Below are 23826 nucleotides of genomic sequence, written 5' to 3' on the forward strand. Positions count from 1 at the left end.
AATCGTACATTCGCAATATTTCAACAATTGTCCATACTTAAATATAGTCGATGCATAAATAAAAGGAACAGCATGAATCATAGCATTGTCCCAATTTTTGCGGGAGGAGGCACCCGATTACCCGCTCATTTAGGTGTATTAAAAGCTTTAGAAGAGTTAACCATTCCTTTTACCAGTTTAGTGGGTGTATCTGGAGGAAGTATTGTGGCGAGTTTTCATGCCGCAGGCCTTTCATTAGAGAAAAGTAAAGAGATAGCTTTTAACACGGATTATAATCAATTTCGAGAATTTTCATTACTCAAGTTAATTCGCTATGGCGGCTTAAGTTCTGGCGATATTTTTGAGCAATGGGTAGATAAGCAATTATCAGGTAAAACTTTTTCTGATTTAGATAAAGACTTACACATAGTCGCCACAGATGTTACGAATGGTAAACCCGTTATTTTTAATAAAACCAACACACCTAAAATGAAAGTATCAAAAGCGGTTCGTTTTTCTATGTCAATTCCACTCGTCTTTAGTTTCAAGTCTTTCGGAAAGCACATTATGGTGGATGGTAGTATCTTATCTGAAGATGCTTTACATCGAGATTGGGACACTAAAGGCACGCCGGTATTATGCTTTCGATTACGCAGCGATAATGAATATGACGAAATAAAAGTCTCAGGAATATTCCCTATTTTTAATTATATTACCTTGTTAATACGCGCATTCATGACTACGATTTCTCGTGAATATATCAACGAAAGTTTTTGGCATAATACCATTGTGATAAATACTGGATCTTGTTCAGGTATCGACTTTAAAATGTCACAAACACAAAAAAACACGCTGTTTGATATTGGTTATAAAACAGCGAAAGAAATCATTCCTATCAAGGCGAAAGTCACTGCAATTAAAGATGTAATATTTAATACAACACCTATATGATAGATTGAACTATACTGAAAGAAGATGATATTACTTTTACTTCTTAAAATAGGGCATGATTATCTATCGCGACTAAGCCTAGTAATGGTTATACTGTAATATAATCAAATGAGTATCAACACGCTGACTTGGAAAATAAATGAATTGGAATAAACGTTTGCTAAATACTCCTATTATTGGTGATATTACGAAAAAACTGGCCTCCATGAAGGTGAATCATGCGGCAAATAATATTGCTGAACACTTCACTAGGTTTTTAGAGCCACAGGTTGCCGTTAATAATGCACTGAAAGAAGAAGCGTTTAAAATACGTCATAATGTTTATTGTGAAGAATTGGCTTTTGAAGATATTAAAGAAGGAGGTCAAGAAAAAGACGAATTTGATGATCAATCCATTTTCTCGCTTATAAAACACAAACCCACAAATAATTACACCGGCTGCGTTCGCTTGGTAAAAATTATGGAGGAAGGACAACTATTACCCATAGAAAAATTTTGTCTTGATTCTATTACCAATGAAGAGTTACATCCAAAACGTTTTAAAAGAGATGAAATTTGTGAAATTTCTCGGCTAGCGGTTAAGGCTGACTTTAGACGTCGTAAAACAGATCAATTTAAAGGTTCAGGTACCGGTGCTATTCACGAAACCACCTACTCTGAAGTTGAATTACGTTGCTTCCCTTTTATCGCCATTGGTTTATATATGGCTGCTGCCACCATGGCAATAGATACAGGTTTAAAACATGTTTATGTGATGATGGAGCCAAGGCTAGCTCGCAGTATGAAGTTTGTTGGTATCAAATTCCGGCCGCTTGGTGAACCAATTGAATATCATGGTTTAAGGGCACCGTACTATATTAATCCTGAAATATTCCTCTCTAATTTATCACCAGGTTTTAAACATTTATACAAAGCAATAGAACTTGATATATCAAAACAACTTGATACGTTAACGTAGCGCTACTTAACCTGAGTTCAGGTTACTTAGTAAATTCGGCTTTATCAGTTGCGAGTGAAGAAAGATCAACACTCGCAACTCAATACTTATACCCGTTTCATTAATGAAGTGATCTATTTTATACGTAGTATAAAAAATCATAGAGTGAATGATATTGGTATTATTACATCGATTTTAACAAACGCTGTTTTTTATCTTTCTGCTCTTTGGTTACCGCCGTGACTTCATTCAATATTTCCTGTGCTTCCTTGTTCATATTATTTGCTAATAATGCCTCAGCAAAATTCAACACAATATCAATGTCTTTTCCTTCAGATAAGTCATAAGCTTCTTTCGCTTTCTGTACGGCTGCACCTTTTTTGTTTGATTTTAGTAAAGCTTGCCCATAAGTATCAACGACATTGGGTACTTTAGGTGCCAGTTCATAGGCTTGTTTAGCGTATGCCACTGCTTGAGTAGTTTTACCTTGATCCATATACAGCCACGATAAATTATTCAAAGCCACAACGTTATTAGGTACTGCTTTAATCAATCGCTCATATTCCGCAATAGCTTTATTTTTATCATCAGCCAAATACATATTTGCTAAACTTAACGTCATTTTTGGATTGATTTTATTATCAACTCTATCCTTATCGGCGTGCAGTTCCAGTAACTTTATCGCCTCACCTTTCTGGCTATTAGCCTCTAAAGCAAAAGCTAAATAAGATGCATTTATATTATTTGGTTGGGATTGATACTGCTGTTTTAGTTTAGGTATGGCTGCTGCATATTCTTTATCTAACAAAAGAATTCGCCCTTCAATACCCGCAAGTAAATCTTTATTGAGATCAAATTTCTCAACCGCTGTAAATAATAATTTAGCATTCTTGGAATCATTATTATTTAATAACAACTGCATTTTCACTAAATGAAGCATTACATTCTTAGGATGATTTTTAAATGCATCATTTAAAATATTCAGCGCTTTGTCTGGCGCTTTTTTATTTGCCCAGTAGTTTGCTAACAAAAATACAGGCTCAATGTGATAAGCATTAGTTTTATGCCACTGCTCTAAAAGTAATAATAGGTCCTTTCCGTCTGCTTGTTGTGCATTAGCCGACAGCAATAATTGCCAATAGCGTTTTGGCGTTTTTACATTGACATCATAACCATCTAATACAGAACTCGCTTGCTTAAATTGTTCAAGTTGCATCAATGACTGAGCTAACAAAATACCATATTTAATATCTTTTGCATGGTTTTGCTGAGCCTGAGTAATTACGTCTAAGCCATCTTTATCTTTATGAAATTCAAAATATAGGCCCAGTACTTCAATAGTTTCAGGGTGCGCCTTAAGTGCTTGTTCGGTTAACGACACGGCAAGATCTTTATCTTTTTCATGGTTCGCAAGTTTCACTAATTGCGTTAATGCATACACATTATTTGGTTCTATTTCTAAACTTTTCTCTAGTGCCGCCTTACCTTCCGCTAGTTTATTCTCTTTGAAAAAAATAGTCGCTTTCAGGTTATAGCCCCCAGGATTATTAGGGTATTCTTTTAACCATTTATCCGAAATTGCTGTTGCCCGTACTAAATCACCAGATTTAATAGAAGCAAAAGCTAAAGCTAGCTCTGCTGAAATTAACTCTGGATTTTGTTGTACCGCTAACTCTAAGGTATCAATCCCGGACGGATCGTTCATTAATAGCTTCAGCACACCGGCTCTTGCCGTTTGTTCAGCGGTCATGCCATTTGATGCCGCTGCGTAATTGGCCATTTCTTTGGCTTTTTCAAAAGCCCCTACTTCCAACAATTCATAACTTAATGTCGATAGAAATTGGGCATTCTCTTTTGAGGTTGAATCATAATCTGTTAACGTCTCGCTGATATCGTCTATTAAACCAAGTTGTAGTTGGCTTATCGCAAGCATTCTTCTAGCCGGATGCTCAGGGGCAATATAAGGGAGTAACTCTTTTAAGTGGTGGTTACTTTGCTCGTAATTTTGTAGATAAAAAGCACTAGCACCTGCCACTAATTTTAATCTAAAATTCTTAAAGCCTGCACTTAACGATTGATTTGCTAAACTACTAGCCGATTCATAATCTTTCTTTTCAAATCGAACCATTGCTTTGATATATAACAAAAAGGGCGGTTTGGAACTTTAGCTAAAATGGTATCTGCAATTTTTTCTGCTTCGTCAAACTGCCCATTTTTAACTAATGAATCGGCAATAAATATTTGTGCTCTACCTGAGTTTGGTTGTAGTTTTAAATATTGGGTAAAACTTTCTACGGCTAAAGCATAATTATTTTGTGCTGTTGCAATTTGTCCTTGCAACATCAAGGCATCAACATTATCTGGCGTTGCTACTAAAATTCGTCCTACCGATGTACTGGCACGATCTAATTTTTGTTCGAAGAAAGCTAAATAAGCATTTGCTAGCATGCTATAACCATCACTTTCGGAAACAGAAAACGCGGCTTCTACCGTTTCTTGGGCAAGCGCTTTATTATCTGTTCGCAATGCCGCCATGACTTTATAAGCTAAGTATTGAGTACTAGGGGTTGATAGTTGTTTTTCTTGCGGGGCAAGCGCCAAAATAGCTTCATCATCTTCTGCCAACATATACGCACGTGCCAACAATGGCAGCACTTGATCTACACTAAATTTGAATTTGTTCGCTCGTTCAAATTCCTTTATTGCGTTTTCTGCATCCCCCATGTTCAAATAAAGTTTACCTAATAAAAATCTTGCTTGAGCATTTTTAGCATCCAGTTTAAGCGCATTTTTTAACGAAATAATCGCCGCACTATCTTGTTTTTCAACAATCTGACTTTCCGCTTTACTAATATAGGTTTGTGCTGATTCATTATCTCCACATGCCGTTATTGCTAAAATAAGGCTTGCACATACTGTTGATTTTATAAATTTCATTTAACTTTCCTGTTTGAGATGATAATAGTGACGACTTACCTTCTTACGCTCACTGCAATAATAACGCTAAAACCTCTTGGGTTTTTTCTTTCATTAATTCTATATTACCTTTCGACTCTACATTTAATCGCACTACTGGCTCGGTATTACTGGTACGTAGATTAAAACGCCAGTCACCAAACTCCATGCTTATACCATCAGTTTCATCTATCACTTGCGCATTCTTTTCATAAACACTAAAGACCCGTTCAATTGCTTTTTTAGGATCGCTAATTTTATTGTTGATTTCTCCTGATGATGGATAGGCTTCAATACGTGCTTTAACTAGGCTCGATAATGGTTGATTACGTAAACACACCAATTCAGCAATCAATAACCAAGGGATCATGCCACTATCACAATAGAAAAAATCACGGAAGTAATGATGTGCACTCATTTCACCGCCATAAACCGCATCTTCACTGCGCATACGTTCTTTTATAAACGCATGCCCTGTTTTACTTTGAATAGCTTGGCCGCCTGCATGTTCAACAATATCAATAGTATTCCATGTTAAGCGTGGATCATGAATAATTTTCTGTGCTTTTGTGTTGTTTTCAACATCATTTGCGGCTTTAGCAAGAAAATTTTCAGCTAGTAATCCTACAATATAATAGCCTTCAATAAATTCGCCTTGCTCATCAAATAAGAAACACCGATCAAAATCACCATCCCATGCAATACCCATATCAGCACCGTGTTTTATTACCGCATTTCGGGTAGCCGATCTATTTTCAACTAATAACGGGTTAGGAATACCATGAGGAAAATTACCATCGGGTTCGTGATGAACTTTAATAAATTCTACGGGTACACTTAATGCTGCAAAAGCTTGCTCAATAACATCTAACGCCGGGCCTGCAGTACCATTTCCTGCATTCACAACTAATTTCAAGGGTGTTTTACGTAAGGAAAAGTTATTTACATCAATATATGTTAATAAGTGTTCTGTATAAGCTTGGCTAATATCGTACCTGGACAATTTGCCTCTTTCGATAATATCTGCAAACTCATTTTTTTCTGCTAACGCCTTAATATCCAAAAGACCCGTATCACCACTAATCGGTTTAGAGTTTTCTCTAACCAACTTCATACCGTTATAATCAATGGGGTTATGGCTTGCCGTAACGACGATGCCACCATCACATTTTAAATAACTGGTGGCAAAATAAATATGTTCAGTGCCACTTAAACCTAAATCAATAACTTGGGTGCCCCCATCCATCAAACCGTTAGCAAGTGCTAATTTTAATGCTTCACTGGTTAAACGAACATCACCACCAACGACTACCCGCTTCGCACCCGTGTGTTGGGCAAAAGCACGTCCAATGCGATAAGCAATATCGCTGTTAAGCTCCTCACCAAGTTTCCCTCTAATATCATAGGCTTTAAAACATGTTAATTCTGTCATTATTTTGCTCTTCCGTAACGATCTTCAAAACGTACAATATCATCTTCGCCTAAATAGCTTCCCGACTGCACTTCAATCATCTCTAATGGTAATTTCCCAGGGTTTTCTAACGCATGAACAACGCCAATAGGAATGTATGTTGACTGATTTTCGCTCAATAAAATAGTTTTGCCATCAAGGGTCACTTTTGCTGTACCTGAAACAATAATCCAGTGCTCGGCTCGATGATGATGCATTTGCACAGATAATTTGGCTCCAGGGTTCACCGTAATACGTTTTACTTGGAAACGTTCACCATGATCAACACTATCATACTTACCCCATGGGCGGTAAACCTCACGGTGTAATTTTGGCTCTGGTCGCTGTAATCTTTTCAATTCATTAACGATATCTTTAACATTTTGTACTTTATTTTTATCTGCCACCAAAACCGCATCAGGCGTGTCAATAATAACCAAATTATCAACACCTAACGTGGCGATCAATTTATTTTGACTATGAATATAGCTATTATAAGTATCATGAGCGATAACGTCGCCTTTAAGTACATTATGTTGCGCATCTTGTTGGCATACTTCCCAAAGAGCAGAATAAGAGCCTACATCACTCCAACCAAGATCAAGGGGAACGACAACAGCATCTGCCGTTTTTTCCATCACAGCATAATCTATTGATTCATCTGCACATTGTAAAAATGAATCGCGATCTGGACGAATAAAATCAAGGTCTTTTTCCACTTTAGCCATCGCGCTGCGACAAGCAGCTAAAATATCAGGTCTAAACTGTGTTAATTCTTCAATATAACGACTTGCTTTAAACAAAAACATACCGCTATTCCATAGATATTCACCTGAAGCTAAATAGGCATTAGCGGTGTCTTCATCCGGTTTTTCAACAAATTGAGCAACTTGATATGTTGCCTCATTTTGCCCTCCCCCATGCTTATCACCTTTCTTAATATATCCATAGCCTGTTTCAGCATGTGTAGGGACTATACCAAAGGTAACTAATTTTCCTTGTTGTGCTAAAACAGCAGCAACATCAACCGCTTTATGAAATTTATCAATATCTTTAATGACATGATCTGCCGCCAACACTAATAACAAGGCATCGTCATTTGATTGCAATGCATTAAGCGCAGCTAATGCCACAGCAGGTGCGGTGTTTTTGCCCTGAGGCTCAAGTAGTATTGTTGCGTCATTACATTTAACTTGTTTCACCTGTTCAGCCACTAAAAATCGATGGTCTTCATTGCAAATAAACACAGGTGCTTGATGCGATTCTGGTAATCGCGCTAACGTGTCTTGCAACATGCTCGCTTCATTGACTAAGGATAAAAATTGTTTTGGAAATTGTGATCTAGATAGCGGCCACAAACGTGTACCACTTCCACCACACATGATAACGGGAGAAATAACTGTTGAAGAAGTTTTTACTGGGTTCATTCATCTTCCATTTTATTTAGTGATAAACATTAAAAGAGCCGTTATAGAACATAGTAATAGTTTTTTTCAAAAAATATAAGCGTTTTAATACCTTATTAAGAATAACTACGGTAAATTACGCTAATGCGATTATTTCAACATGAATTAGTATCAATTTAACACTATACTTTTTTCATGTATGACAAAATACTAGTCTGGTCTTATCAAGGAGTATTCAATGTTTAATTATGAGGAAGCATTTTCTCGAAATATTGGTTGGGTTACAAAAGCAGAACAAGAGAAGTTAAGAAATACAAAAGTCGCTATTGGTGGATTGGGCGGCGTGGGTGGTGATCATACTACCGTACTTACCAGACTCGGCATTAGTAATTTTCATATTTCAGATCTTGATGATTATGATGTAGCTAATTTTAACCGACAAGCCGGTGCCAACATGTCTACATTAGGTAAAGCGAAGGCTGCTGTAATGGAAGATACCATTAAAGGCATTAATCCTGAAGCAACTGTAAAAAACTTTGACAGCGGTATTAATGAAGAAAATCTAGAAGAATTTTTAGATGGTGTCGATATCTATGTGGATAGTCTCGATATTTTTTGTTTAGATATTCGCCGTAAAGTATTTAGACGTTGTTATGAAAAAGGTATACCAACCATAACGGCAGCACCCATGGGTATGGGCACCGCCTTTTTAGTTTTTATGCCTGGTAAAATGTCTTTTGATGAATACTTTGCGATTGTTGAACCGTCTATAAATGCAAGTGAAGAAGAAAAAGAGCAAATTTTTAATGATAATATCATTCGATTTGTCATAGGTGTTTCACCTTCTGTGCAACAACGGCACTATCTAGTTGAGCGGGCCTCAGTAAACTTTCTTAAAAAGAAAGTACCTTCCACTTGCATGGGTATTTCACTAGCTGCCGGTACACTGTGTACTAATGTTTTAAAAATCATTCTTAATCGTGGTCATGTAATTCATGCTCCGTGTGGTTTACACTTTGACGCCTACAGAAATAAATTAATCAAAACTTGGCGTCCATGGGGTAATAAGAACCCTATTCAAAAATACATGTTTTGGCGAGTTAAACAGTTATTAAAAGATAACAATTAGATACATTACACACATATATTTCAGACATAAAAAAACCGCCAATTGGCGGTTTTTTCATTTTAACTAAGTCCTAACTACATTAATACATTCGCTAGGATTTAGTTTGGTAATTAAGACTTACGACGACGTGCGCCGCCAAGAAGACCTAATAAACCTAAACCTAAGATTGCAATAGAAGCAGGCTCTGGAACACTCAAGCTCATTCTACCTGTATGGTTAGCCGCTAAAACACCAACACCGTTTACAAATGTTACAGTATCAGCATTAAAACCACCAATACCACCAGTAACTGTTTGGTTAGTAGCCATGTTTACACCACTTGTTGCTAACCAATCACCTAATGATTGTGAACCAACTGAAAAGATACTACCTGCATTATTAGCAGTTGTAGTTACAGCACCATTAAATATTTGTTTTTGTTGACCTAATGTATTATCTGGACCACCACCTGTTAGGCTCATGTCAAATAAAGAATTAAAACCGGCAGTTAAGCCATTTGCTGTTGCAGATGCATAAACACCAAATTGAATTGAACCAGAATTATAAATAAAGTCTGTTCCATCATATGCACCCATCAAATTATTAAATGAGAAAGTAAAGATGTAATCACTTGTATAACCAGTAAGACCAGGAAACGGGTTTGGTGCAAATCCGGCCTACTTGGTTGTCTTGGATAGTTTCAAATCCTGCACCAAAGCAAGTGGTGGCAATGCATTAAAACCATTCGCGCCAAAACCACCGGCAGAAAGAATGGTATCACCAAGATCTAATACACCGTTACTATTAGTATCATTAACTAATGATTGAGAATTATAAGCAAATACGAATTCATTGATTACATTACCTTCTGAACTACCCCATGGGGCATTCCAAGAAATTGGATCAGCAGAAGCGGTACCTACGAACGACATAGCAACAACTGCTGCCGCAATAAATTTAAATTTTTTCATTTTTTAACACTCCAGTTTGAATATAATCAATACAATGCAACCAACAGGCCAACTTTTCAACCAATTGTTTTTAAAGTAATTTACATCCGACATCAATATTGCAAAATAATTAATGTAAAAATAACTGACACCTATGTAATTTGCAAAAAAACGATTTTATCCCTTGTACGCTATAGTCTTTTAGTTATTTTTGATAAACGAGTTAACGCATCATCATCTAAATCCAATTTATTAATTCCCTCAATTAACTCTTTAGCCTTACTTTTATCATTATTTTCAAGTAACGCTTCAGCATAATGAACCTTGTAACTTGCTTTAGTTGGTGTTGCTTCATAAACTTTTGCTAATACTTCTAACGCTCTACTTTTATCACCTGAGCTTAACAACATAACACCATAAGTATCTTGAATAGCCACTTCATTTGGTGCTGATTTAATGGCTGAGTTTGCTTTATCTAAGGCTTGCTTATGATTTCCTTGCTTTAAATATAACCAAGCCAAGTTGTTTAGAATCATATAATGCCCATTAGTAATACTCTCAAGCTTTGTATATAGTGCAATTGCTTTTTCAGGTGCGGTTAAGGTATACAGTTCTGCTTTTTTTAGTACAACTTTAATAGGTAAAGGATTACTGGATGAATTCTCAAGCGTATTAATTATATTTATAGCTAGCAAAGCACGGTCTGTTTTTTCTAGTGATGTTAATAACTCAAGTAGTACCAATTCAACCGGTTTTTGTCGATACACTGCTAATAATAGTTCACTGGCTTTTTGATAATTTTTAGCTAAAAACTCAATTCGTCCTTCAACCTCCATTACGTCAATATTATCTTTATGGGTTTTATTCAATACCTGAAATTCTTTTTTTGCAGATTCTAAATCACCTTTTTTCAAATATAAATTAGCCAAGTTAGTTCTAAACACTAGCGCATCAGGGCTATTTTTTGTGGCAATTTTTTGCTCTTCAATTGCGTTATCGAGATCTTCTTTTAAAATAAATAAACTTGCCTTGTACGCACGTATCACGCTGTTTGTCGGATTAGCGGTAATAACGGTATCAACATGTTCCATAGCATTATCATAGTCTTTTAAATAGACTTCTACTTTCGCAGCTAACATTAACAACTTGACACTTGTAGGTGGCTTTTTAAGGCAACCATGGCTATCGATTTCGCTTTACTATAATCTTGTTGAATTAAATAATATTCAGTTAATGCAATAGTTGCAGGTTCACTTTGAGTTGTTGCTAGTCTATTTTCAAAATCCTGCTTAATTTTTTCTTGTAGCGCTTTGTCTCTAGAAAGCGTTAATAACGCTTTTATTGACAGTAAATGCTGAGGATTGATATCTAATATTTGTTGATAATAGGTAACTGCAGAATCTAGATCATTTTCTTGTTGCGCTATGATGCCTAAATTATATATAGCACCAATATGCTTTTCATTTAATGCTAAGACTCGATTAAATGCTTTTTTAGATTCAGCCAACTTGCCTTGATGATTGTAGATCGCTCCAATTAAGCTGAATGCCAACTGAGGGTTTCTATTTTGTAGTTCATTTGCAACGTCAAATGCTTCATTATATTTTTTATCCTCAGCTAACTCCATTGCTAAAATCAAACTTGCTGCGTCTAATTCAGGATTTTTCTTTAGCGCTAACTTAAAAAATTCAATTGCTGAGTCATCTTTATTTAAAAGCTTAAGCACCCCCTGCCGGTAAATTATTCTAGCGTTTTCCGGTTCTATTTTATTCGCTTTATCTATCAGATTTTCTGCTTCATTTATTTTACCAATTTTAAACAGTTCTTGTGCTGATTCTGAGAGTAATAGTGTGTCTAAATCATTATTAGGCGCATTTGATAAATCGTTAAAATTTTCATCTGAGTAACCTAATTGAAAGCGAATTTGAATTAATAATTTTCGGGCAGGATGCTGATATGACAAACTATCTTTAATTGACATAAGATGGGTGTGAGCTACTTCCAATTGATTTAATTGGTATGCGCTTACCCCTGCCACAATGTATGATACTGCTTGAGCTCCTGGTCCTTTTATCGCATTTTCTGCGAACTTTTTAGCTTCCTTAAAATCGTTAGCTGCAAATCTTGCCTGTGCCTTTATCTGATTTGCTATAACGTTATTTGGGCTGATCTCCATAATAAAGTCTGCTTGAATTTCAGCTTCATCAAAACTAAAAAATTCCGCTAGCGCAATAGCGTACATAAGCCTATTTTGATGGTCTTGAGAACGTAATTGTAAATACGCTTTAAAACTTTTTGCAGCAAGTTCCATTTTCTTTGCTGAAAAATACGTTTTCGCTAGCAATTCAAGTGATATCGCTGAATATAATTCACTCTCTATCAGTTTGTTGGCAATTTCTGCTCCTTTATCAAATTGCTTCCTAATACCATATAACCATGCTTGGCCTAATTGCCCATAAGCAGTATCTTCTCCTAAACTAACAACAGTATCAAATTCGCTCAATGCTTTAATTTCTGCCTCTTCATAGACATAAGTTACGGCTAAAAAGTAGCGTACACTTTGCTCTAAGGAATTGTTATCAACCACATCGTTTAACAAAAGCTCTATGCCAGAACTATCTTCTAGATGACTAAACGCTTCAGCTAACAACGGGTAAACTAGGTTACTATCATAATTATATTTTTTTGCACGATTCAACTCCTTTTCAGCGACTACCCAATTGCCTTGGTTAATATATGATTTACCTAAAAGAAAGCGAGCTTCTATGTTATTAGCATCTTCTTTTAAAATATTTTTAAGGCTAATAATAGCTTCGCCAGTTTTATTTTGTTGTAAATAAATTTGAGCGTCATTTAAATTTTCTTCAATCGTTTTATTTTGGCTACAACTAACTAGTCCTCCCGCTAAAGCAACAGAAAGTACTAAGGGCAGTAAACTTTTTTTAGAATTCATCTTTATTCCTTTGGAGATTTATCCGCTAAATTATTATATTATTTCTATATAACGATTTTTGTTAACGACAATAGCACAAAAATAGTTATAATTAACAAACTGCTGAGGTCTTTTATTCACCTACACTTGTAAATAGAAAGTTATCCTATTAAAAGGTACACACGCTAAAACAAAGCGAAAATCCAATTCATACCGGTAAGGTTACTACTTTGAATATAAAAAAAATGGAATCTAACGTATTCGAACATCCTTATACTCCATTCATTAGTGTTTTATTAATTACCGTACTAGTCGCTTTGTTAAATATGCCTATTATGGCAACATTATGGCGCTACAGCTTTGATGATGGTACCTACTCACATGCTTATTTAATTCCCTTTATTGTACTTTATTTATACTTTGTTTTGCATGAAAACTCTGAATTAAAATTTAGAGAAGATTTTTCTTGGCTTGCATTATTGCTACTGGTTTTTTCAGCTTATAGTCTATTTGTTACCTCTACAGCACAAATCACTTTAACTTACTGGTTAGCAACCTTAATGCTACTTTGTGCGGCCATTAATTTTTTATTTAAGCCGACTATAAAACTATTTTTTCCGGCACTTTACTTTATATTTCTCATTCCTTTATGGGGCATTCTCACTGTTCCACTGCAAAACTTATCTGTTATAGCGGTCAATAGCTTAATGGGTCTTACCAGTATCCCTGTATACGTCGAAAATCAATTTGTACACATACCATCGGGTGTTTTTGAAATTGCCGGCGGCTGTAGTGGCTTACGTTACCTACTTACGTCTTTAGCCATTAGCTCTTTATATATTTTTCTTCATCTTAGAAACATTAAAAACATTGCTATCTTTGCTTCGATTGCCATTTTAGGTGCTCTATTAACCAACTGGTTACGCATTGCTATTTTAATTATTATCGGCCATCAAACCGAAATGACCGACCGACTTAATGACTGATCATAATATGTTTGGTGGTATCTTTACGCGCCATTCATGCTGTTACTCTTTAAACTCGGGGGCTACCTCACCAAGAATGAAGAAAACACTACGACAACAACTAACAGCTCCTCTCCACAACAACGTAATAAACTTCATTGGCCATTACCGATACTTTTATTATCGGTTTTACTATGCTCTGCTACTTCATTTACTAAATTCGCAACAACTGCAACTGGCGCCACAGTGATAAACATTCCCGTTCAACCTCATATTTATAATGCAAGCGCTGTTGAAGTTATCACTCAAAGCCTTACAAAAACACAACTAGTTTATAATTTTAATAATAATAATTTAGAAGCAAAACCCACTTTTTTTGAAAATAATTTTATTCCTGAGCATTGGTCTGTTCTCAGTCAAACTGTTAAGTATGATGCACAAGAAATTAAAATTAAAAATGGAACCAACACAGCTGTTATAACGGTTAGTTATGAAATATCTGGTTCAAAAATTGGCAGTAGTACTCAATTCAAACTTGAAAGACTAAAACATGCCATGATTGGAAATGATCAAACCAAATTACATTGGCTATTTACGCTAGACTAAATAACATAAATACATTCACAAAAGGTTTTATTATGAGAAAAGGCATTATATTAGCAGGTGGCAGTGGTACTCGCCTTTACCCTTTAACAAAAGTTGTCAGTAAACAATTAATGCCTGTTTACGATAAACCAATGATTTATTACCCGTTAGCAACCTTAATGCAAGCGGGTATCAATGAAATTCTAATTATTTCAACACCTGAAGAAATAGACAGATTTCGTGATTTACTTGGCAATGGTGATAAGTTTGGTATCAAGCTTTGCTACGAAGTACAAGCAAGCCCAGATGGTCTTGCACAAGCATTTACCATTGCGGAAGGCTTTTTAAATGGCTGTTCTGCGGCACTAGTACTTGGCGATAATATGTTTTATGGTCACGATTTAGTCAAATCACTTAAAAATGCCAATGTTCAAACGTCAGGCGGCACGGTGTTTGGCTATCATGTCTCTAATCCTAGATCATACGGTGTTGTTGAATTTGACAAAAACGGTACTGCCATTTCAATTGAAGAAAAGCCTGAAGTGCCTAAATCAAACTATGCCGTTCCTGGTATCTATTTCTTTGATGAACGCGTAGTAGAATTTGCTAAAAAGGTAAAACCGTCAGCACGGGGCGAATTAGAAATAACCGATGTTATCGACCAATATTTACAAGCCGGTGAGTTACGTGTAGAAATAATGGGTCGAGGCACTGCTTGGTTAGATACGGGTACCCATGACGATCTTCTCGCGGCTGCACAGTTTATTGCCACAATAGATAAACGACAAGGGTTAAAAGTAAACTGCCCTGAAGAAGTTGCCTATCGAAATGGTGGATATCAGATCAAAAATTAAAAGAAATTCCGGACCATTACGTAAAAGTGGCTACGGCGAATACTTATTAAAACTAATTAACGAGAAGGTTTTTTAATGAAAGTTATAGAGACTAAAATTGCGGATGTAAAAATTTTAGAACCAAAAGTATTTGGTGATGAACGAGGTTTTTTTATGGAAACCTTTCGCGACGATACCTTTAACAAGTTATGTTGTACGCGAACATTTATCCAAGATAATCACAGTAAGTCAACTCAAGGTATTTTAAGAGGCTTGCATTATCAACTACAACAAACTCAAGGTAAATTAGTAAGAGTTAGTGCCGGCGAAGTATACGATGTTGCGGTAGATATGAGAAAAGATTCCCCAACCTACGGACAACATGTGGGTGTAATATTATCAGCTGAGAATAAGCATCAACTTTGGGTACCAGAAGGTTTTGCTCATGGCTTTTATGTCATGAGTGAATCAGCTGAGTTTGTCTATAAGTGTACCGACTATTACGCACCAGAGCATGAAGTTTCAATGTTATGGAATGATCAGGAATTAGCAATTCAATGGCCACTTGTTAACAATGCGCCGCCTCAATTGTCTGAAAAAGACAAAAACGGTTTGCCTTTTTCAGAAGCGCCAACATTTTAATAACATCATGACACGAACAAGGTTTTAAAATGAAAATTGTTGTTATCGGAAAAAGTGGTCAACTGGCAACCGAATTAAGTTACCTAGCAAATGATGAAATAGAGATCATTTGTTTAGGTCGACATGATATTAATATCGAAGATAAAAGTGCCATTGAAAAAGCGCTAACGCACTTAAACCCTGATGCGGTAATAAATGCTGCCGCATACACTGCTGTCGACCTTGCAGAGAAAGAATCTGAGCAAGCAAATCAAATTAATGGCTATGCAGTAGGTTATTTAGCACAAGTTTGTAATTCACTTGCCATGCACTTAGTTCATCTATCTACCGATTTTGTTTTCGATGGCAATAATTCAACGCCCTACTTAACTACCAATAAGCATGCTCCCGTTAATACTTATGGTGCAAGTAAAGCGATTGGCGAAAAATTACTCATAGAAATCATGCCTAAAAATAGCTGCATCATAAGAACCGCATGGGTCTATTCAACTCACGGTAATAACTTTGTAAAAACCATGCTTACTTTAATGGAAAACAAGCCTGAATTAGGTGTTATTAGTGATCAGATAGGTACACCAACTTATGCAAAAACATTGGCAAAGGCCTGTATTCACGCAGCGGTAAATAAGCTATCAGGTATTTATCATTGGACCGACCAAGGTGTTGCTAGGCGGTATGACTTTGCTGTTGCCATCCAAGAGCTAGCACTAGAGAAAAATTTAATTAGTAAAAACATTCCGATTAAAGCAATTACTACTGCTGACTACCCAACACCCAAAAAGGCCAAGTTTTAGCGTGTTAGATAAATCACAAAATGTAAATACATTTCCATCAGGGTTAATTGTGCACTGGCGACAACAGCTTAATTGCATGTTAAATGACTTAAAAAATAGAGAAAACTTATAAATGAAAAAATTACTCGTTACTGGTGGAGCAGGGTTTATTGGCGCAAACTTCGTGCATTATTGGATGCAACACTACCCTTCAGACAAGGTTGTCGTGATTGACGCGCTTACATACGCAGGTAATATCGCTAATTTAGCCTCAGTAAAAGACAATCAAAATTTTACCTTTGTTCATGGTGATATTTGCGATCAGAACCTGATTGAAACACTATTAACTGAGCATGATATTGACACGGTAGTACACTTTGCTGCCGAATCTCATGTAGACCGTTCAATAACAGGGCCTGATGCCTTTATTGAAACCAATATTCTTGGTACATACGCATTACTAAAAGCCGCGAAAATAGTATGGTTGGACGCGCCTAAAGCCGAAGGAAAAGAACCTAAAGAAAATCATCGATTTCATCACGTATCAACCGATGAAGTATACGGCACATTATCTGCGACTGATCCTGCATTTACTGAAGATACCGCTTACGCGCCTAATTCTCCTTATTCAGCCAGTAAAGCAGCAAGTGACCATTTAGTTCGTGCCTATCACCACACTTATGGATTAAACGTAACCACCAGTAATTGTTCAAATAACTATGGCCCTTACCATTTCCCTGAAAAGCTTATCCCGCTTGTTATCACTAACATTCTTCACAATAAATCATTACCTATTTATGGCGATGGCGACAAATTAGAGATTGGTTATATGTAGAAGATCATGCTTACGGCATAGACTTAGTATTACAAAAAGGTCGAATTGGCGAAAACTACAATATTGGTGGCAATAACGAATGGGCAAATATCGATATTGTTAAAGAAATATCAATACTCGTTGAAAAAGCCTTTGCAGATGACGAGTCACTACAACAACGCTTCCCAGACGCCAAAGCCGCCATTAGCGCCAATACGGAATCATTGATTACTTATGTAACTGACAGACCGGGTCATGATCGCCGCTATGCTATTGACGCAACAAAAACCAATAACGAACTTGGCTACAAACCCAAAGAGTCCTTTCAAACGGGTATAGAAAAAACTGTTCAATGGTACTTAAACAATGAACAATGGTGGCAAAGTGTTATGGACGGCAGTTATCAAAACTGGATTAAAGCGCAATATAATACTTAAAACATACCAATAAAGATTTAAATAAGCAGCGTTACTATGCTTGCACAATAACGCTTTACTATTCAATATAAACGATTAAAACATACGGACATTAAATTTTGAAACTGTCGCCATACCAAATAAAAAACAATGAGAAGCCTCAGAATATAGCAACGATACTCCATGGCGCGTATGGTGATTATTTTGAGCAACTACTATGCATTGTTGATCTTGCAGAAAAGTATTCACACCATAATTTCCTATTGTTTTTTGCTAACCCCTACCGTATGGAAGAGTTTTTAAAACTTGATTTATCATTCGCCTTTAAAGCTGCCCTATCAACTGAAATTGAACAGAACGAAATAGATTATTTTTATCAATTTCAAGTACTCGATGCTGAATTAAAAGAAGAAGTCTTAGCAACATTAAAGCCTGACACCCTTAAGAAGTTTGACCTAGAAAATAACTTACTTCCTCATATATATATGAATACGATGCAGGCAAAAAAACAAAAACGCTTTTCGTTGCCTTTTTCGCTTAGTGGCCAGAAAAGTTACACAGAAATAAAAGCGCATTTACCTGCTGATTTTTTTGACAAAAAAACTATTGGCTTTATGTGGCGCTACCGCTCTGCAAATGGTGCTGTTAATCCAATGTTCATGCCAGATGAAAACACCTTAAAAACGAAATATTCTGAAATACTAGAAAAAGCCATAACCCGGTGGAATTGCAATGTTCTGGTAGCAGGAATGAAAGTTAAAACAACAGAAGAAAATCGATATGTAGTTGATGCAAAATTCCCCGAATACGGATTAAACTTTCAACACGAAAATCTACATTATCTACCAGGGAAAGTCGGTTAGCTGAGGTAGAGCTAATCGCTCAATGCGATATTGTTATTTGTAACCCCTCAGGTTTTTCAGAAGCTATATTTTTGAAAGGTAAAGAATGTGTTGTGGTAGATCCACCTTTGCATTATGTACTAAAAACAATAAAAAATGGCTTTCCATTGTTTAATATTGGATATAAGAATTGGAAACAGATCACTACATTATTCAGCTCATTATTCCATCTGCATAATGAGAAATATATTAGATCTAAAATAAATCAATACTTTACTAAATAAGAAATTAGTTTACTCCTAATGAGCGATACGAAAAGAATTCTCAAAAGCACTCTTTATTTAAGTACGGGTCAATTAATTGAAATTGTCACTGCAATTATCTTAATGCCCTTTTTAATATTAACACTTGGCGCAAAACATTACGGTTTATGGATATTAATAAATTCTATTGTTGGTTATTTACTCATCCTCAATATGGGTTTGGCAACAGCAATTGAGAGAGATCTAGCTAAACTTACATCATCAAAACTAACAGATGAATATAAATGCATATTCTCATCTGGCTTGTTTTCTCTTATTATATTATCTATTTTATCCGTTATTTTTGTGGCATTTTTATCGCAAATAACACATTTATTTATCGAACAGAGTGAATTGAGAGATATAACAATAACAATATTGTGGATATTTGGTATCAAGACAGCACTTTTACTACCCACTATTGCCTTTCAAGCAATTCTTTCTTCAGAACTAAGACACGACCTAACAGTCATCTCTGAACAGGTAATGATCATTGTTAAATTTATACTAATTATATTTATTGTTGGTACAACTGCTGATTTGGTTCATTTAGCTTTGATCATATCCTTTACCGAATTAGCGAGTCGCTTCTTAATTGTATTTTTTGCCATTAATCTTAAAGGCATTGACCTTCTATCATATACCCCCCTCTATTATCAAAGCTAAAATGTTAATTAAATATTCAACACCTACTATTGCTATATGGCTTACAGAAAGATTAAGGGGCTCTCTACCTAATTTTACTCTAACTTATTATATCAATTTAGAAGCAATTGCTTTGTATAATATAGGTTATATGATAGCAACTTATATAGGTCAATTAATTGCCGTGTCGACCGCACCATTAATGCCATATTTTACCAAAATAATGGCTATAGAAGAATATAAAGAGTCTGCGAGTAACATACTAAAATCGATAAATTATTCATATTGTTTGGTAATAGTGCCTTTGTCTTTGTATATTGTCGGATTTATTTTTTCCGGTCGAGATTTTATTCCCTTAGTTTTCAAGATTTATGACACAGACACCTATTTTGTTGGTGTAATTTTATCTTTATATATAAGTTTATTTAGCAGTCAACAGCCATTTTCGCGGTTATTTTATGCTAAAGCTAAACATCATCATTTATTAAAATTATCCTTAATTGAAGTCGGCATGATTTTTCTATTCTCAGTATTATTGACACCTTTATTCGGTATCGTTGGTCAAGCATTTGCGGTTTTTTTCCATTTATCTACACCCGCCATTATTTAATTTATAAATTATACCCATATGATAATGACTTTAGTGAACACGATCTAAAAATTTCCACTCGGATATGGTTACCACCATTGGTTACATTTAGTATTTTCGCTTACTGGGCTAGTACTATGGTAAAACTTGATGATTGGTTGACTTTTATCTTTTATAATTTAATTTTTTGCTGCGTATTTTCTGTTTTTTATTATGGATATATAAAGTTAATTGTTATTAAGCAATGGCAAACGCTAATATTACAACGTGACAATAACATGTCTATCGGTAAGGGGTTTCAAAAAAATGATTAATATAAAGAAAATTTGTGCTTTAGTGGTTTGCTATAAAGACTATCATGCTACTTATAGCTGTGTTAAAAGTATTTTAGATCAATCACAGTCAGTTGCTAAAGTGTTTGTTGTCGACAATACCGAGCAACCTAATTTAGCACATTCCATCTATAACACCGCGAATGTAGAGATATTAACACCTAATAAAAACTTAGGAATATCTGGTGCTTATATATTGGCTTTTAAAGAAGCCTTAAAACAAAAAATGGATTGGTGTTGGACTTTTGATCAAGACAGTGTAGCTAGACCAAATGCCTTAGAAGAACTATTACGAAGCGTCAATCATATTAACGATGAAAAGATTGGCATTATCGCTTCCACTGGTATCTCTAAAAAAAATGGCAACTTATATCGAGGAAATAATGCAAGTTGGTTAAGGTTAACAAAACCAAATTTACGCCCATCAATATACAAATGTGACCTAGTAATTAGTGCAGGTAGCTTAACTAATTTAATTTACTTTAAAGAATACGGTTATTCTTTTGAAGATATGTTTATTGATTGGGTCGACTTCGAAATATGCATAGATATGAATAGGAATGATTATAGTATTTATAGTTGCCAAACTAGTTTCTATGATCATTATATTGGAGGTAGCGAAACTGCAGATTACGCGAGTGATGAAATAAACGCAAAAGAAATATCAGATCTAAGACTACAATTTTTGATTAAAAATTCTCTAAACGTGATCCTAAAAAGTAAAAGTACAATTAAATACTTTTACTTAATCTACCATATTTATAAATTAACAAAAAATATAAAGAAAATTCAAAGGCCCTTATTTTGGAAAACAATTAAAACGTCATTATTCACTTATTGATCTGATTTGAGATATTTAGTCCTAAACATTAAAAAAGGTGATTCTATAAAGCGGTAACTAAAATACCCAATTGGAATCATTATTAAAAAAGACAATAAAGAAAAAACCATAGCAATATAAATATTTGACAAATCAATTAAATTTTTATTTATTGCGTTAGCAATTCTAAAAACAATGAAAAAATGAAGTAGGTAGATTGAGTAAGAATAAGTGCCAATTAACGCTATGAACCGAGAAAATTTTCCAACTGAATGTGAAAACGAATTATCATACCATGCTATAAATATAGCATAAGCTAAACCTTCAATAGTAGGTAAATATATCCATAAAGGATCAGGACTTGGGTAAGAAGGACTCATATAAAATCCCCCTCCATTATCGAAATACCAATAAAAAATTGCAAAAAGTAATGAGCTAAAGACAATAAGTAAATGGCGACCAACAAAGTAACGACGATATTCAAAAGCTAGCATACCTAATATAAACTGATCTAATCTTCCAATAATAGTCCAATATGATAATGTTTGGATTTGACCAATCTCATGATGAAGCCCCCACCTTAATATTAAAGTTGCAATGAGTATTAAAAAAAGTCCACTATTCCACCTGTTTTTAATAAAAAATAATAAAGGTAGTAACAAATAAAAGTGAAATTCCACTGTGTTTGACCGGCCCCATTTGGTAAAACTGGTTTTATCAAACCTTCGGAAATTTCCCATAAATAGCCGATGACACTTTCTTCTTTCACAACCCTGCCAAAGGTTACAATAATAATTACAACAAGTAGTAAGGGTGCAAGACGTAAGAACCGATTCCAAACAAATTCTTTGAATATTATTTTTTTACCTGATAGTAGTTTAGAGAAAAGGTAACCACTCAATACCATAAATAAGGCAACCCCTGTATGCCCTTCTGTGAGCAATGAAAATGGAAATATAGGAGGTTCACTCAGTTGACCGTTATTAATATGAATAAAATGCCACGTAAAAACCATAAAGCATGCAAAAGCCCTTATATGATCTAAGCCAATAAAGTACTTTCCTGATGATGATTTCATTTATATCCTTAATAACTGAAAATTCTAAAAATATATCTTAATTACAAAGTGTAATTAAGATATTAGGGGTTGGTCAAAATTTAGGGTTCTCTTTAAACAATCAGAATTGTCCCTGCTTGGTCATAACAAAGCAAAGTAAAAAAATAGCAAGAATTCTACAGCAATAATCTTATTGAAAAATAAAGTAAAATCATACTGATAACAGAACAAAATATTGCTTTTTTTATCAAATTTACATTAAATTTTCGTTGAGAAATTTTAGAAATAAATATATTTTCGACTAAATAAGTCAACGCTATTGACAAAGAAACTATAAAAATCCAAATAATGCTATAACTACGACTAATAAAAAAACCGGTTGCCAAAAAGCCCGTTAGAGATAAGAACAGTACTTTAGCCCCTAATTTGTATTCATCTCTATTTGCTAACCATTCTTTTTCTTTTTCAGGCGAAATAGGCAATGTATCATTTATAATAGAATATAGTTTAAGTAGAGGAAAAACCGATACAACAAACCACAACGTATAACCCAAAAAACCTAGTTCGGCTAAAACGAGTGCATAGGAGTTATGCGCTGTGATGTAATGATAATCTGTAAAATTCCCCATCCCCACCCCTACAAAAGGATGACTTTTGAACAAATCTATCGCAGTATACCAAGCCTCTATCCTTTGTCCTGCACTATCTTCCTCCGCGTCAATGGTCCGAAACATTCCAATGACAATAGTTACTATAGGCGTTGTGATAAGTAATAGAAATAATGTTTTAATTTTACCAAAGGTAAGATAAATAAACACAGTTATTATAGTAAGAAGACCTAGTAACGCTCCTCTAGAATTTGTTTTATATACCCCCCAGAACAACAAAAGAAAAATAATGCACATACCTACTTTAATTACTTTGCTTTTGTTCGTTACAAAAAAGTAATAAGCAAAAGGAATATTGATTACAAAAAACATAGCTAAATCATTAGGATCGTTAAAAACACCAACAAAAGTAATACGTGTGCCTTGAGATAAAGGTTCACCCGTCCATGCGGTACCTGATGGAGAATTTAACTGAGAATAACCATGAAATAACATAACAAAAGTGGCGATTAAAGAAGCAAACATGATCTTTTTTACTTTATTTAAATCATATAACAATGAAGTGAATAATAAATACGGTATAATTACTGAAATAATAAAACCAAAAGCAGAATACACCCCACCCATAGCCCAGTAATTGCGAATACCAGAAAGCAAAATAATAATAATCAGACTAAATAGACAAGTACTGTGAATTGAAAAATTTTTAGGTGCTTGCTGAAGTAAATAAAAAACAAATGATAAAATCAGAAAAATTCTAATAAATGGGAATTCTATAACAGACTGGCCCCACTCCTGTGGCCTTGCGAAAACTAAAAGCGTGTAAAGTAATAAAAAAAAGAAGCCTATTTCAGAGTTTTTTGATCTAATTTCAGGGGTGTATCTAGACACAATCGACCTTTTAATAAGTTATAACGACAACGGTTGTATTTTCT

General features: G+C 34.9%; 21 protein-coding genes and 2 pseudogenes. 13 read left to right on the plus strand and 10 right to left on the minus strand.

What is annotated here, in order from left to right:
• Positions 1 to 72 precede the first annotated feature (72 nt).
• Both L3081_RS00795 and L3081_RS00800 read left to right on the plus strand, forming a co-directional pair.
• Positions 73 to 930, plus strand: coding sequence for a patatin-like phospholipase family protein (locus L3081_RS00795; RefSeq protein ID WP_242282773.1), 858 nt, complete (start codon positions 73 to 75; stop codon positions 928 to 930).
• A gap of 139 nt (positions 931 to 1069) precedes the next feature.
• Positions 1070 to 1888 (plus strand): PEP-CTERM/exosortase system-associated acyltransferase, encoded by an 819-nt coding sequence (locus L3081_RS00800; protein WP_242282774.1) that lies wholly within the window; start codon positions 1070 to 1072, stop codon positions 1886 to 1888.
• Between the two features lie 163 nt (positions 1889 to 2051).
• Here the strand turns inward: L3081_RS00800 and prsT are convergent, their stop codons facing one another.
• The 4 genes from prsT to L3081_RS00820 are packed head-to-tail and all read right to left on the minus strand — an operon-like array spanning position 2052 to position 7699.
• Positions 2052 to 4013, minus strand: coding sequence for an XrtA/PEP-CTERM system TPR-repeat protein PrsT (gene prsT / locus L3081_RS00805; protein ID WP_242282775.1), 1962 nt, complete (start codon positions 4011 to 4013; stop codon positions 2052 to 2054).
• The gene (locus L3081_RS00810; RefSeq protein ID WP_242282776.1) at positions 3950 to 4804 is read right to left on the minus strand and encodes a tetratricopeptide repeat protein; all 855 of its coding nucleotides are present in this window, start codon (positions 4802 to 4804) and stop codon (positions 3950 to 3952) included. Before L3081_RS00810 ends, prsT begins: the two co-directional genes overlap by 64 nt.
• A 49-nt stretch (positions 4805 to 4853) precedes the next feature.
• On the minus strand, positions 4854 to 6254 hold the full coding sequence (locus tag L3081_RS00815) for a phosphohexomutase domain-containing protein (RefSeq protein WP_242282777.1): 1401 nt from the start codon (positions 6252 to 6254) through the stop codon (positions 4854 to 4856).
• Positions 6254 to 7699 (minus strand): mannose-1-phosphate guanylyltransferase/mannose-6-phosphate isomerase, encoded by a 1446-nt coding sequence (locus L3081_RS00820; RefSeq protein WP_242282778.1) that lies wholly within the window; start codon positions 7697 to 7699, stop codon positions 6254 to 6256. The genes L3081_RS00815 and L3081_RS00820 overlap by 1 nt, the downstream gene beginning before the upstream one ends.
• Positions 7700 to 7916: 217 nt before the next feature.
• Between L3081_RS00820 and L3081_RS00825 the strand changes: the two genes are divergently transcribed.
• Positions 7917 to 8807 carry a ThiF family adenylyltransferase gene (locus L3081_RS00825; protein WP_242282779.1) on the plus strand — a complete coding sequence of 297 codons (891 nt, stop codon included), beginning with the start codon at positions 7917 to 7919 and terminating at the stop codon, positions 8805 to 8807.
• Positions 8808 to 8917: 110 nt separating this feature from the next.
• On the opposite strand, the gene L3081_RS00830 is transcribed toward L3081_RS00825, so the two are convergent.
• The 4 genes from L3081_RS00830 to L3081_RS00845 form a co-directional block, all read right to left on the minus strand.
• Positions 8918 to 9382 carry a PEP-CTERM sorting domain-containing protein gene (locus L3081_RS00830; protein WP_242285434.1) on the minus strand — a complete coding sequence of 155 codons (465 nt, stop codon included), beginning with the start codon at positions 9380 to 9382 and terminating at the stop codon, positions 8918 to 8920.
• An 81-nt stretch (positions 9383 to 9463) separates the two neighbouring features.
• Complete coding sequence (locus tag L3081_RS00835) at positions 9464 to 9757, minus strand: hypothetical protein (protein ID WP_242282780.1); 294 nt, start codon at positions 9755 to 9757, stop codon at positions 9464 to 9466.
• Between the two features lie 170 nt (positions 9758 to 9927).
• Positions 9928 to 10875 (minus strand): tetratricopeptide repeat protein, encoded by a 948-nt coding sequence (locus tag L3081_RS00840; RefSeq protein ID WP_242282781.1) that lies wholly within the window; start codon positions 10873 to 10875, stop codon positions 9928 to 9930.
• Entirely contained in the window at positions 10875 to 12689 is a 1815-nt protein-coding gene (locus L3081_RS00845) for a tetratricopeptide repeat protein (RefSeq protein ID WP_242282782.1), read from the minus strand. The genes L3081_RS00840 and L3081_RS00845 overlap by 1 nt, the downstream gene beginning before the upstream one ends.
• 209 nt (positions 12690 to 12898) lie before the next feature.
• On the opposite strand from L3081_RS00845, the gene xrt reads away from it, so the two are divergent.
• From xrt to L3081_RS00895, 10 genes and pseudogenes are all read left to right on the plus strand, one after another.
• Positions 12899 to 13654: an exosortase gene (gene xrt, locus L3081_RS00850; protein ID WP_242282783.1), complete on the plus strand. Its 756-nt coding sequence runs from the start codon at positions 12899 to 12901 to the stop codon at positions 13652 to 13654.
• A gap of 225 nt (positions 13655 to 13879) precedes the next feature.
• Positions 13880 to 14239: a hypothetical protein gene (locus tag L3081_RS00855; protein WP_242282784.1), complete on the plus strand. Its 360-nt coding sequence runs from the start codon at positions 13880 to 13882 to the stop codon at positions 14237 to 14239.
• A 32-nt stretch (positions 14240 to 14271) separates the two neighbouring features.
• Positions 14272 to 15072, plus strand: a complete 801-nt coding sequence (gene rfbA, locus L3081_RS00860; protein ID WP_420839685.1) for a glucose-1-phosphate thymidylyltransferase RfbA — start codon at positions 14272 to 14274, stop codon at positions 15070 to 15072.
• A 75-nt stretch (positions 15073 to 15147) separates the two neighbouring features.
• Entirely contained in the window at positions 15148 to 15693 is a 546-nt protein-coding gene (gene rfbC, locus L3081_RS00865) for a dTDP-4-dehydrorhamnose 3,5-epimerase (protein ID WP_242282785.1), read from the plus strand.
• A gap of 29 nt (positions 15694 to 15722) precedes the next feature.
• Entirely contained in the window at positions 15723 to 16487 is a 765-nt protein-coding gene (gene rfbD, locus L3081_RS00870) for a dTDP-4-dehydrorhamnose reductase (RefSeq protein ID WP_338027053.1), read from the plus strand.
• A gap of 112 nt (positions 16488 to 16599) precedes the next feature.
• Positions 16600 to 17717: pseudogene (gene rfbB, locus L3081_RS00875) on the plus strand (dTDP-glucose 4,6-dehydratase).
• Positions 17718 to 17815: 98 nt separating this feature from the next.
• The gene (locus L3081_RS00880) at positions 17816 to 18559 is read left to right on the plus strand and encodes a hypothetical protein (RefSeq protein WP_242282786.1); all 744 of its coding nucleotides are present in this window, start codon (positions 17816 to 17818) and stop codon (positions 18557 to 18559) included.
• Between the two features lie 281 nt (positions 18560 to 18840).
• Positions 18841 to 19506: a lipopolysaccharide biosynthesis protein gene (locus tag L3081_RS00885; RefSeq protein ID WP_242282787.1), complete on the plus strand. Its 666-nt coding sequence runs from the start codon at positions 18841 to 18843 to the stop codon at positions 19504 to 19506.
• A 112-nt stretch (positions 19507 to 19618) separates the two neighbouring features.
• The gene (locus tag L3081_RS00890) at positions 19619 to 20095 is read left to right on the plus strand and encodes a lipopolysaccharide biosynthesis protein (RefSeq protein ID WP_242282788.1); all 477 of its coding nucleotides are present in this window, start codon (positions 19619 to 19621) and stop codon (positions 20093 to 20095) included.
• A 285-nt stretch (positions 20096 to 20380) separates the two neighbouring features.
• On the plus strand, positions 20381 to 21247 hold the full coding sequence (locus L3081_RS00895) for a glycosyltransferase (RefSeq protein WP_242282789.1): 867 nt from the start codon (positions 20381 to 20383) through the stop codon (positions 21245 to 21247).
• Here the strand turns inward: L3081_RS00895 and L3081_RS28835 are convergent.
• Positions 21241 to 22304: pseudogene (locus tag L3081_RS28835) on the minus strand (acyltransferase family protein). The gene L3081_RS00895 and the pseudogene L3081_RS28835 sit on opposite strands and share 7 nt — an antisense overlap.
• Positions 22305 to 22459: 155 nt before the next feature.
• Complete coding sequence (locus L3081_RS27805; RefSeq protein WP_242282792.1) at positions 22460 to 23782, minus strand: O-antigen ligase family protein; 1323 nt, start codon at positions 23780 to 23782, stop codon at positions 22460 to 22462.
• Positions 23783 to 23826: the final 44 nt, after the last annotated feature.

Origin of the sequence: Colwellia maritima, assembly GCF_022669015.1 — a bacterium.
In the GTDB taxonomy this organism is placed as follows: domain Bacteria; phylum Pseudomonadota; class Gammaproteobacteria; order Enterobacterales; family Alteromonadaceae; genus Colwellia; species Colwellia maritima.

Bases quoted from the DNA above. Each gene is read 5' to 3' on its own strand.
- L3081_RS00795 (WP_242282773.1), top strand. From the start codon at position 73: ATGAATCATAGCATTGTCCCAATTTTTGCGGGAGGAGGCACCCGATTA.
- L3081_RS00800 (WP_242282774.1), top strand. From the start codon at position 1,070: ATGAATTGGAATAAACGTTTGCTAAATACTCCTATTATTGGTGATATT.
- L3081_RS00810 (WP_242282776.1), bottom strand. From the start codon at position 4,804: ATGAAATTTATAAAATCAACAGTATGTGCAAGCCTTATTTTAGCAATA.
- L3081_RS00815 (WP_242282777.1), bottom strand. From the start codon at position 6,254: ATGACAGAATTAACATGTTTTAAAGCCTATGATATTAGAGGGAAACTT.
- L3081_RS00820 (WP_242282778.1), bottom strand. From the start codon at position 7,699: ATGAACCCAGTAAAAACTTCTTCAACAGTTATTTCTCCCGTTATCATG.
- L3081_RS00825 (WP_242282779.1), top strand. From the start codon at position 7,917: ATGTTTAATTATGAGGAAGCATTTTCTCGAAATATTGGTTGGGTTACA.
- L3081_RS00830 (WP_242285434.1), bottom strand. From the start codon at position 9,382: ATGGGTGCATATGATGGAACAGACTTTATTTATAATTCTGGTTCAATT.
- L3081_RS00835 (WP_242282780.1), bottom strand. From the start codon at position 9,757: ATGAAAAAATTTAAATTTATTGCGGCAGCAGTTGTTGCTATGTCGTTC.
- L3081_RS00840 (WP_242282781.1), bottom strand. From the start codon at position 10,875: ATGTTAGCTGCGAAAGTAGAAGTCTATTTAAAAGACTATGATAATGCT.
- L3081_RS00845 (WP_242282782.1), bottom strand. From the start codon at position 12,689: ATGAATTCTAAAAAAAGTTTACTGCCCTTAGTACTTTCTGTTGCTTTA.
- rfbA (WP_420839685.1), top strand. From the start codon at position 14,272: ATGAGAAAAGGCATTATATTAGCAGGTGGCAGTGGTACTCGCCTTTAC.
- rfbC (WP_242282785.1), top strand. From the start codon at position 15,148: ATGAAAGTTATAGAGACTAAAATTGCGGATGTAAAAATTTTAGAACCA.
- rfbD (WP_338027053.1), top strand. From the start codon at position 15,723: ATGAAAATTGTTGTTATCGGAAAAAGTGGTCAACTGGCAACCGAATTA.
- L3081_RS00885 (WP_242282787.1), top strand. From the start codon at position 18,841: ATGAGCGATACGAAAAGAATTCTCAAAAGCACTCTTTATTTAAGTACG.
- L3081_RS00895 (WP_242282789.1), top strand. From the start codon at position 20,381: ATGATTAATATAAAGAAAATTTGTGCTTTAGTGGTTTGCTATAAAGAC.